This is a genomic window from Caballeronia sordidicola, assembly GCF_002220365.1.
Classification (GTDB): Bacteria; Pseudomonadota; Gammaproteobacteria; order Burkholderiales; family Burkholderiaceae; genus Caballeronia; species Caballeronia sordidicola_C.
Genome location: NZ_MTHB01000253.1, coordinates 1 through 10441 on the forward strand (window position 1 = coordinate 1; position 10441 = coordinate 10441).

Consider the following 10441-nt stretch of genomic DNA (forward strand, 5'->3'; position numbering starts at 1 on the left):
CTCGCTTGCCGCCAATGGTCGGAAAAAGGTGGTGGTGGCAGGCCTGTGGACCGAGGTGTGCAACAACACCTTTTCGTTGTGTGCCATGGACGAAGGCGACTACGAAATTTACATGGTCGCCGACGCGTCGGGCGGCACGACGAAAGAAGCGCATGACTTCGCGATGCTACGCATGATCCAGGCCGGCGTGGTACCTGTGACCTGGCAACAGGTGCTGCTCGAATGGCAACGCGATTGGGCGCACAAGGAGACCTACGACGCAGTCATGAAGATCGCCAAAGAGCATTCGGGTGCGTATGGGATGGGGGTGGACTATGCCTACACGATGGTGCACAAGGCTCCCCAGCGTACGACGCAGCCGCACGAAATTCTGGCAGCGGTGCCTGCCAAGAAGTAAGTAGCCGCATTGCGTCGTCCGGCGAGCCGGGGCGACTCGAAGACTATGCGGGTCGCGTCTGCCTCGGATCTATTGAGCTTGCATCTGCACGAACGTGCCGGTGAATGCAGCGGGATTCGGGGCCGGTGCATCGGTATCCTGAATTCTACATGCCGGCCACAACCTGTTACTAAATGCTTTATGGAGGCAAACGCGACGAGCGGCCGCTTCCCATGAACAGTTCCGCGCGTGAACAGCGGAGCGCTCCCTGTGAGGATCACCATGACTTCCAATACTTCCGCGCCGACGCCCGCCGATGTCGTGTTTTTCAACGGCAAAATTGCCACGCAGGACGACAAACGCTCGTTCGCCGATGCGATTGCGGTCGCCGATGGCCGCATTATCGCTTCGGGGCCACGCGATGCCGTGATGCGTCACGTGAAAGAAGGAACGCGGCAAATCGACCTCAAGGGCCGGACGGTCATTCCTGGTCTTAACGACTCGCATCTGCACATCATTCGAGGCGGACTCAACTTCAACATGGAATTGCGCTGGGACGGCGTGCCGTCGCTGGCTGATGCGCTCGAGATGCTGCGCAAGCAGGTGGCCCGCACGCCTGCGCCGCAATGGGTGCGCGTGGTGGGTGGTTGGAACGAATTCCAGTTTGCCGAGCGGCGCGGACCGACGCTCGATGAAGTTAATGCCATCGCACCGGATACGCCGGTTTTCATCCTGCACCTCTACGACAGCGCGCTATTGAACGCAGCGGCGCTGCGCGCCGTGGGCTACACCAAAGACACGCCGAATCCTCCCGGCGGCGAGATCCAGCGCGACAAACGCGGAAATCCGACCGGCATGCTGATCGCACGGCCAAACGCAGGATTGCTCTACGCGACGCTCGCCAAAGGTCCGAAGCTCGCGCTGGAAGATCAGCGCAACTCTACGCGCCACTTCATGCGCGAGCTGAACCGGCTCGGTGTGACAAGCGCGATCGATGCAGGCGGCGGTTATCAGGCTTATCCCGACGACTACGCCGTCATCATGGACCTGGCAAAGAACAGCGAGCTTACCGTGCGCATTGCGTACAACCTGTTCACGCAAAACGCGAAGAAGGAAATCGAGGATTTCGCGAAATGGGTGAAGATGACGAAGCCCGGCGAGGGCGACGATTTCCTGCGCGTGAACGGCGCCGGCGAAATGTTGGTGTTCTCGGCCGCCGATTTCGAAGACTTTTTGGAACCGCGGCCCGATCTCCCGGACACGCTCGAAGCGGAGCTCGAAGCCGTCGTCCGGCTGTTGGTGGCGAACCGCTGGCCGTTCCGTCTGCACGCAACCTACAACGAGTCGATCGAACGCTTCCTGAATGTATTCGAACGCGTGAACGCCGACATTCCGTTCAACGGCTTGCGCTGGTTCTTCGACCATTGCGAGACCATCACGCAGGAGAATATCGAGCGGGTACGCGCACTCGGCGGCGGCATTGCGATCCAGCATCGGATGGCATTTCAGGGCGAGTACTTCATTCAGCAATACGGTGAAGAGGCCGTCAAGCGCACGCCACCGATCCGCCACATGCTGGACGCTGGCCTTCCCGTCGGCGCCGGCACGGACGCCACGCGCGTCGCGAGTTTCAACCCGTTCGTGTCGCTATACTGGATGGTGTCGGGCAAGACGGTTGGCGGCACTGCGATGTATTCAGTCGAAAACAAGCTGGACCGGATGGAGGCACTGCGCCGCTACACGGTGGGCAGTGCGTGGTTCTCGAACGAAGAGGAGCGCAAAGGCGCGCTGGTGCCCGGCCATTTCGCCGACTTCGCGGTACTCAGCGAAGATTATTTTTCCATCGATGAAAGCCGCATCAAGTTCCTCACCTCGGCAATGACGGTAGTTGGCGGCAAGATTGTCTACGCCGACGATGAATTCGCGTCGCTCGCACCGCCCGATCTGCCGGTGAGCCCGTCGTGGTCTCCAGTCGCCGAGTTCGGCGGTTACAGCCGTTACAAGCCGACGGCAGTGGCGTGCGTCGATGGCTGCGTCAACCTATGTGGCGTGCATGCGCATGCGCACGGCTGGGCATGGCGCAAGAACGTGCCGGTCAGTGATTCAAACGGCTTCTGGGGCGCGCTGGGTTGTAGCTGTTTCGCGTTCTGACGTGCGCCGGTTCGTGTTGCACCGACTCGTGCCGCGAGGCAAGCGAGGATCATCATGCCGACCCTGACCGATGGGGTGCTCTACGGCATCGCTATCCTGGTTCTAGACTTCCTTGCGTGGCGCTTCATGGACCGGAAAATCGAGCAGGCGCGCCTCGCTTTTCGGGCGCTCATGTTCGGCTTGTCGAGCTATGTGCTGTTCAGTTCGGGCATGAATCCGCTGCGCGCAGCACCGTGGCCCGACGAACCGTTGCGCCATATGCTTGCGCAGCTACTGGAACTGGTGTGGTGGCTGCAGGGCGCGCGCCTCGTCACGGTGGTGCTCGATCGCGCGGTGCTGCCTGAGTCGTGGCATAAGGAGCGTCTGTTCCAGGACGTGCTCGGCGCGCTGATCTTCCTCGCCGCCGCGGTTGGCGCGATCGCGTTCGTGTTGCAACTGCCCGTGCGCGGCTTGCTGGCAACCTCGGGAGCGCTTGCGGTGGTACTCGGCCTAGCAATCCAGAGCACACTCAACGACGTGTTTTCCGGCATCGTCCTAAATGCGACGCAGCCGTTTCGACTGGGCGACTGGATTACGATAGGCGAAGTGGAAGGCAAGGTTGTCGAGAGCAACTGGCGGGCGACGAGCTTGCTGAACGGGCAGGGCAATATCGTCGTGATTCCGAATAGCGTGGCGGCGCGGACCAATATCGTCAATGCGAATGAGCCGTCGCACACGCATGGCATCAGTGTCGTGTTGTCGATCACGCCCTCGATCCGGCCCGCGCTCGTACTCAATGCGCTCGCCAACGCCGCGGCCAGTTCCGACGCGGTTCTTACGGATCCCCGGCCAATCGTGAGCGTGCGGCGCGCGAGCGATGATGCGATCGAATACGAGATCGTCTGTTACGTCGATGCCCTCAGCAAGAAGATCGATGTGCGCAACGACCTCTTTGATTTGGCGCACCGGCATTTGCTGTCGCGTGGAGTCGCGCTGCGCTCGCTCTCGGTGGCCGAATCCGTGACCGAAAACGCGGATGAAAAACACCGGCTGTTGCGCAGTGTGATAATTTTCCAGACGCTCGATGACGCCGAAATATCGGAACTGGAAGCGCAACTGACCCAGCACGAGTTCGACGCAGGCGACACTGTTTACGCCGCCGCTGACGAGACCGGCCACGAGTTGCATATTCTCGCCCGGGGCGTCGCGCAGGTGAGCGTCGCGAAGAATGGCGTCGATGTCGCGTTGCGGCGCCTTGCACCCGGCGATTCCATCGGGCAGTCGGGTATCCTCGCGGGCGTGCGGACCAACGTGACCATGCGGGCGCTGACACGCGCCACTGTTTTCCGGCTCGACAAGGCCGCGCTGACGCCAATCCTCACGCGGCGTCCCGAGGTCGCGAGGGAGATGTGCCGGCTGCTGTCGGAACACCATGCGACCGAAGAGTTGCTGCTGGCGTCGCCTGTGCGTGAGGACGAGACGTCCGGCGGTCTGCTGCAATGGATTCGCGACGGTGTGCGGCGATTTCATGCGCTAGCGCATTGAACGGGGCGCGCAGACGCTCTTAAGACACTTCGCTTTAAGTTTTTTTAAGGATTCGCCAAGGTCTTTACGGATAAGTTTCGCTACGCTGCACTGGACGGTCGGAGGTTGAGGATGCCTGAGACGCAGGAACAGACATGAACAAAACCATTGCGGGAGTTGAGATTGCTGACGGTGTGATGGCGCGCGCAGCGACCGAGCAAATCCGGGGAACGGAGTCCGAGTCGATGTACCACTACGCGTTCCGGTCCTACCTGTTCGGCGCGCTGACCGGGTATCGCGAGCAACTCACGTTCGATGCGGAGATGCTGTATATAGGCGCGTTGTTTCATAACGCAAGACTCGATGCGCGACACCAGTCTTCGCCTTACCGGTTTGAGATTGACGGCGCGAATGCTGCGCGCGAATTCCTGTGGGCGTATCCGGTGAACGAGCGCGATATCGATGCTGTCTCGGAAGCCGTTGCGTTGCATATGACGCCGGCCATTCCCAAGTCTCGGCCGCCAATGGTCGCGTTGCTCAGCGCGGGCGTGCAGATGGATCTGCGTGGCGCGCTACGACGAGTTCACCGCGCAACAGCGCGACGAGGGTGTGCAGGCCTCTCCGCGCGAACCGGGTTTCAAGAAAAAGATCAGCGAAGCTTATGCGCGCGAGCTGGAGCATTGGCCGGAGACTACCTTCGGAACGGTTTATGCCGACGTTCTCGATCGATGGGACCCGAACTACCGGCGACTGAATTTTTGTGGACTAGTGCTTGGATCGGACTGGCCGAATTGACATGCACGCGGTTATTGAAAGGACATTGAGAATGGGCTACATCATTTCATTGGGAGTCGGCTTCGGCGTCGGGATCCTTTACTGGCTGCTGAAGGTGCAGTCGCCGGCGCCGCCATTGATCGCGCTGGCTGGTCTCCTCGGCATGGTACTGGGCGAGCACGCGATACCGGTCGTCAAGGCGCAATTTTTCGCGCAAACGCAAACCGTGCAGGTCGCGGGTCAAGTGAACGCCGCGGCGCCGCAGAGACCGGTGGCCCCGGGTGCCAACAACGCCGCCGACAAGCGCGGATGATGCCGCCTGCATCTATTTCCGTTTGCCGGGGAATCGCACGTGATTAAGCACGAAGACACGCTGCTCGCGCTGATCGCCGGATATGTGGACACGGTGGGATTCGTCGCGTTGTTCGGGCTCTTCACTGCGCATGTTACGGGAAACTTCGTGCTGATCGGCGCGCAAGCGGCAGGGGTCGGGCAAGGCGTGTTGCTCAAGTTGCTGGCGTTTCCGGCGTTCATCGCGGGGATTGCGTTGAGCAGCATGATGTTCAAGTTCATGGAGCGCAACCACGCCGCAGAAGCCGCCCGCGCGCTGTACCTGCTTCAGGCGGCGCTGCTGATGGCGTTTCTGGTGACCGGTCTGATTGCTTCGCCGGTCACGGATCCGAGCGCATCCGTCGTGCTTATGTGCGGCGTGCTCGGCACCATGGCGATGGGCGTACAGAACGCACGCGGCCGCCTGTTGCAGGTCACAGGCCTGCCGAACACGGTGATGACCGGCAACGTGACGCAGGTCGTACTGGATGTGATCGAACTCATCCACCGGGGCAGTGCGAGCGGTCATGGGCAACAGGTTCACGAGCGCCTCAAATGGACGCTGGCAGCCATGCTCGGTTTTGCGGCCGGGGCGATTCTTGGTGCGCTGGTTTATGTCCGGGTGTCGTTCTTCGCGATTGCCGGACCCGTGGCCGTGCTGCTGTTTCTCGCATGGAAAGAAGGTCGGCGCGCGTGAGCCGAGAGCATGCGGCGCTGGTCGTTTCGCTCCGTTTCAGTCGGCAAAGGCCGGTTTTCCAGTTTTCGAACATTACTAACTCTACGGGTAACACTATGTCCACGTCGCTTCATCGGTTCCGTCATCTCGCAGTGTTCTGCTCGGCCATGCTGATCGGGTTTACGCCAGGGTTGACGCCCATATCGTCTGCATTCGCCGATGCGAAGTTGCCCGAGACATCCGCGAGCGAGAAAGTGCTTGCCGCGAAACGCGCGGATGTCTCAGTCGGGCCGCAGTACGACACCACGCATGTGTACGTGGCATCCGCCGATCTCGACGCATTCGTGAGCGCTTTTATCGCGACGTTCGGCGGCAAGCCGTCACCGAAAGCCGTATTCACCGTGACGCCCACGCCGAGCAAGACTGCATCGCAATACGTGCAGACGCCGGTCGGCATGTTGTCGGTGTTCGGGTTCGAAACGCCGATTCCGTATCCGTTTGGCGATGAGCGCACCGGCTACCTGGTCAGCGACATGGATTTGGCCGTGAAGGCCGCGCGTGCTGCGGGCGCAGATGTTCTCGTCGACACGTTCAATGACCCGATCGGCAAGGACGCAATTATCCAGTGGCCGGGTGGCCTGACCATGCAACTCTACTGGCACACGAAGGCGCCGAATTACGCGCCGCTGCAAAGCGTGCCCGATAACCGCGTGTATGTGTCGCGCTACGAGGCCAACAACTTCGTGCGTCGCTGGATGCACTTCTCGCACGGCAAGGTGGTCTCCGACAACCCGCGTGCGGACGCCGGCGTGATCGGTCGTCCGGGTGAAATGATCCGCGAGATCCGCATCAAATCGGGATTCGGCAGCATGGTGGTGTTCGTCACCGACGGCAAGCTGCCGTTCCCGTTCGGGCGTGAGACCACGGGCTATGGCGTGGCCGATCTGGCCCAGACGCTCGAACGTGCGCAAGCGGCCGGTGCCAAAGTCGTATATCCGGCATACGCTACCGCGTCGGGCAAGACGGCGGTCGTGGAGTTTCCGGGCGGCTACATTGCTGAAATCCACGATGGCCAGTAAGGTGACTGCATTGAATGCGCGCTCGCGCCGTTACACGGCGTTGCGCGCTGTTCGCACGTTGCTGATCAGCACGGGGCTGGCGGCGTCGCTGCCGGCCTTCGCCGCCGATACCGCGACGGGCAGCGCCGACGACACTGGGACCGGCACTACCGCCGCGCCGGGTTCGTCGTGCGCGCGTCCAGCCGTGATGTTCAACCGTGGCAAGAAAACTGGGGCGTGCTGGCCAATCCGTGCGTCCATAAGACGCCGCTCGATTCGCTGAAATACATTCCGCTTTTCGGCAATCCCGACGCGTATATCTCGCTCGGCGCGATCCTGCGCGAGCGCGTTGAGATGAACGACACGCCGTTGTTCGGCCTCGGCCCGTCGCACGACGACACTTACCTTCTGCAACGGCTCGACCTTCGCGCGGATATCCGCCTTGGGTCGCACGTGCAGTTCCTCGTGCAGTTCGAAGACGCGCAGCCCTACGGCAAGGACCTCGTTTCTCCCTTCGATATAAACCCGCTCGACCTGCGCCAGGCATTCGTCGCCATTTCCGAGACGCTTGGCCCCGGCACGGTCAAGTTCCGGGTCGGTAGGCAGGAGATGGCGTTCGACTGGCAGCGGTTCATCTCGGTGCTTGACGGTCCGAACGTGCGTCAGGCATTCGACGCGATCTGGGCCGACCATGAAACCGGTCCGTGGCGCTGGATCGCTTACGCGTTGGCGACGTCGATCTGGATCGACGCCCTTCCGTTCGTCTTCACGGCAAGGGCCGCAAAGAACGTGTGGTCCCGCTCTGGCGCAGCACCGCAAGCCAGATTCGGCTCTGGCTTCGGCAGATTGGCGCTTCACCCGGACAGTGGCTCTTCCCAAATCGTTCAGGCGGACCGATGACGCGAACCGGAATAACCGATCGCCTTAACCTCGCCCACCAGGCTGCGGCAACTGATTGCGCGGGACTCAAGGGACGACGCATCTCACCGCACCTGGTTCGTCACTATCTACCCTTCCTGATTATGTCTTGTAGCCGCGCGATGTGCTGTTTTTCTAGGTAAATGCGTGTCGTCGGATAGAGATAATCTTGACTCCTTTCACCCGCTCCCCTCGTCGGGGAAGGAGTTCATCGTGAAGTACACCATTCATGATCAGGTCATTCTCTCGCGAGCACCTGAAGGCCCGCTCGCAGCTCATTTGGTAGCCTTTGCGAATGCGATCAGCGCTCAGGGATACAGTGCGCAGTCCATGAAGCAGCAGGTCCGAATCGCGGCATGCTTTAGTCAATGGCTTAAACAGACAGGTGTCGGTGTAAAGGACATCTGCTACGACCACGCAATACGGTATTTGCGGTATCGCGCCCGCCATGTTCAACCTTACCTTGGGGATCGATCTGCGCTCAGGCATGTCATTGATTTTATGCGCAGTGAGGGCGTGATACCTTGCGACAAGATAGTCGCACGTCGGGTGCCGCCGGCTGAGATCTGCGCGCAGGCATACGCAGAGTACTTGCGCGACGCTCAGGCTCTCGCTGAAACAACGATCATTAATTACGTGCCATTCATCCGCGATTTTCTCCACCATTGTTTCGGTGACGGGAAGGTCACGTTATCGCGACTACGTGCCTTAGATGTCGTGAGCTTTGTGCAGATCCGCGCGCCACATTTGCATTTGAGGCGAGCTAAGCTCATGACCACAGCACTGCGATCTTTTCTACGCTACGTGCGCTATAGCGGCGACGTTACGCTGGATTTGGCTGCCGCCGTTCCGGTCGTCGCCAACTGGTCGATGCCGTCAATTCCTCGTGCGATTTCTGCTGACCAGACGCGACAGTTGCTGGCTAGCATCGATCGACGGACTGCAGTCGGGCGTCGCGACTACGCCATCTTGCTCTTGCTCGCGCGACTAGGGTTACGCTCTGGTGCTGTGGCTTTTCTCGAACTCGATGATATCGACTGGGGCTCCGGCCAATTGAGCGTGCGCGGCAAGAGTGGGCAACGCAGCGAGCTGCCCTTACCCGTGGATGTCGGCAAGGCAATTGCCGCATATTTGCGGCACGGGCGTCCTCATAGCGCCAGTCGCCGCGTGTTTTTACGTGCAAAGGCCCCCATCACAGGCTTTCGTGGACAATCTGGCGTCGGCTCCCTCGTCCGGCATTCGCTTCAGCGCGCTGGCATCGACGCGCCCACGTTGGGTGCCCATCAGTTCCGCCATGGCCTGGCCACCCAGATGTTGAGCCATGGAGCCTCGCTCAGCGAGATCGGCGAGGTGTTGGGTCATCGTCATCCACAGACTACAAAGATCTATTCGAAGGTAGACGTCAAGGCATTGCGCACACTCGCATTGCCGTGGCCGGGAGGTGTACGATGAACACGCTTCGCCAAGCCGTTCAGGATTACCTTGATCTGAGGCGCAACCTGGGATTTAAGCTGAAGGAGGCAGGCAAGGCGCTGTCAGATTTCGTCGTGTTCATGGAGCGACATCGTGCTTCCTACGTCACTCAGGCGTTGGCTCTCGCCTGGGCTCGACAACCATCGGATGTCCAACCCGCGCAATGGGCGCGACGATTGGGTTTCGTGCGCGATTTTGCGCGCCATCGCAGTGCGACCGATCTTCGCACCGAGATACCAGCGCCGGGTTTGTTGCCGTTTCAACCTAAGCGAGCCCGACCGTATTTATATTCGACCGGCGAGATTCGCGCACTATTGCGGGCTGCGCTCCAGATGCCATACCGCTATGAACGGGGAGCTCTACTGCCGTGGACCTATCATTGTCTATTCGGATTACTGAGCGTATCAGGCATGCGTCTGGGCGAAGCGCGCAATCTCAAACTGCAGGACGTCGATCTAACAGCGGGGATATTGACGATCCGTGGAGCGAAGCTAGGCAAGTCGAGATTCGTTCCTTTGCATGCCTCGACTTGCAAGGAACTTGCAGACTATATTGCACGACGCGAACATCATTGGGTGGGGCGGCCGGTATCTTCCTACCTGTTCGTTTCGAGCTGGGGCAACCGGATGGACAGCGCTCAGATTCACCGCGCTTTCTATGCGCTGTCGCGACAGATCGGCTTGCGCGGCGCATCCGACAGTCACGGCCCGCGTCTGCACGACATGAGGCATTATTCCGAGTCCCGGATTATTCCGCATATCGATCTCCGGGGCCTGCAATCCCCGGAGAATACCCGGCCTGGGAGCCGCGCCAATACGGAATAATCAGAGGGTCTTCAAGAAGGCCAGCAGGTGATCATTGGGACGGAAACGCGGTGCTTGCACATCGGTGGTCGCGGCCTTCGCCAGCGCCTGTTCTTTTAGTTGCATATCCGCCTGGAAATAAATGGCAGTGGTTTCCACCGATTCGTGACCGAGCCAGAGGGCGATCACGACGCGATCTGCGCCATGGTGCAGCAAATTCATCGCCAATGAATGTCTCAAACTGTGCGGCGTTACTTTCTTACTGATGAGTGAGGGGCATTGAAGGCGCGCTACCGCGAGATGCTTGTCCAGCAAATATTGCAGACTGTCATGGCTTAACGCCGTACCACGCAGCGATTGAAAGATCGGGTTGGACGGT

Annotated in this window: 10 protein-coding genes and 2 pseudogenes; 11 read left to right on the forward strand and 1 reads right to left on the reverse strand. The window is 60.2% G+C overall.

Annotated elements, in window-relative coordinates; all coding sequences use genetic code 11:
* From BSU04_RS35450 to BSU04_RS35500, 11 genes and pseudogenes are all read left to right on the forward strand, one after another.
* Positions 1-397, forward strand: a 397-nt coding sequence (locus BSU04_RS35450; RefSeq protein ID WP_144021455.1) for an isochorismatase family protein, incomplete at its 5' end; no start/stop codon positions are given.
* Positions 398-658: 261 nt separating this feature from the next.
* Positions 659-2527, forward strand: a complete 1869-nt coding sequence (locus tag BSU04_RS35455; RefSeq protein WP_089164913.1) for an amidohydrolase — start codon at positions 659-661, stop codon at positions 2525-2527.
* A 54-nt stretch (positions 2528-2581) separates the two neighbouring features.
* The gene (locus BSU04_RS35460) at positions 2582-4051 is read left to right on the forward strand and encodes a mechanosensitive ion channel family protein (protein WP_089164914.1); all 1470 of its coding nucleotides are present in this window, start codon (positions 2582-2584) and stop codon (positions 4049-4051) included.
* A gap of 134 nt (positions 4052-4185) precedes the next feature.
* Positions 4186-4825 (forward strand): annotated as a pseudogene (locus BSU04_RS35465) (phosphohydrolase).
* Between the two features lie 31 nt (positions 4826-4856).
* Positions 4857-5117: a DUF1427 family protein gene (locus BSU04_RS35470; protein ID WP_089164915.1), complete on the forward strand. Its 261-nt coding sequence runs from the start codon at positions 4857-4859 to the stop codon at positions 5115-5117.
* 42 nt (positions 5118-5159) lie between these two features.
* Positions 5160-5831: a YoaK family protein gene (locus tag BSU04_RS35475; RefSeq protein ID WP_089164920.1), complete on the forward strand. Its 672-nt coding sequence runs from the start codon at positions 5160-5162 to the stop codon at positions 5829-5831.
* A 95-nt stretch (positions 5832-5926) separates the two neighbouring features.
* Positions 5927-6889, forward strand: coding sequence for a glyoxalase (locus BSU04_RS35480; protein WP_089164916.1), 963 nt, complete (start codon positions 5927-5929; stop codon positions 6887-6889).
* Positions 6879-7594, forward strand: a pseudogene (locus BSU04_RS35485) (alginate export family protein); the annotation flags it as partial. The gene BSU04_RS35480 and the pseudogene BSU04_RS35485, both read left to right, overlap by 11 nt.
* The gene (locus tag BSU04_RS35490) at positions 7573-7929 is read left to right on the forward strand and encodes a tyrosine-type recombinase/integrase (protein ID WP_089164917.1); all 357 of its coding nucleotides are present in this window, start codon (positions 7573-7575) and stop codon (positions 7927-7929) included. The pseudogene BSU04_RS35485 and the gene BSU04_RS35490, both read left to right, overlap by 22 nt.
* A 286-nt stretch (positions 7930-8215) precedes the next feature.
* A complete protein-coding gene (locus tag BSU04_RS35495; protein ID WP_218827394.1) occupies positions 8216-9238 on the forward strand; it encodes a site-specific integrase in 1023 nt (340 codons plus the stop codon).
* On the forward strand, positions 9235-10083 hold the full coding sequence (locus tag BSU04_RS35500) for a tyrosine-type recombinase/integrase (protein ID WP_089164919.1): 849 nt from the start codon (positions 9235-9237) through the stop codon (positions 10081-10083). Before BSU04_RS35495 ends, BSU04_RS35500 begins: the two co-directional genes overlap by 4 nt.
* Here BSU04_RS35500 and BSU04_RS35505 read toward each other — a convergent pair.
* Positions 10084-10441, reverse strand: a 358-nt coding sequence (locus BSU04_RS35505; protein WP_179258554.1) for a tyrosine-type recombinase/integrase, incomplete at its 5' end; no start/stop codon positions are given. It lies immediately after the preceding gene.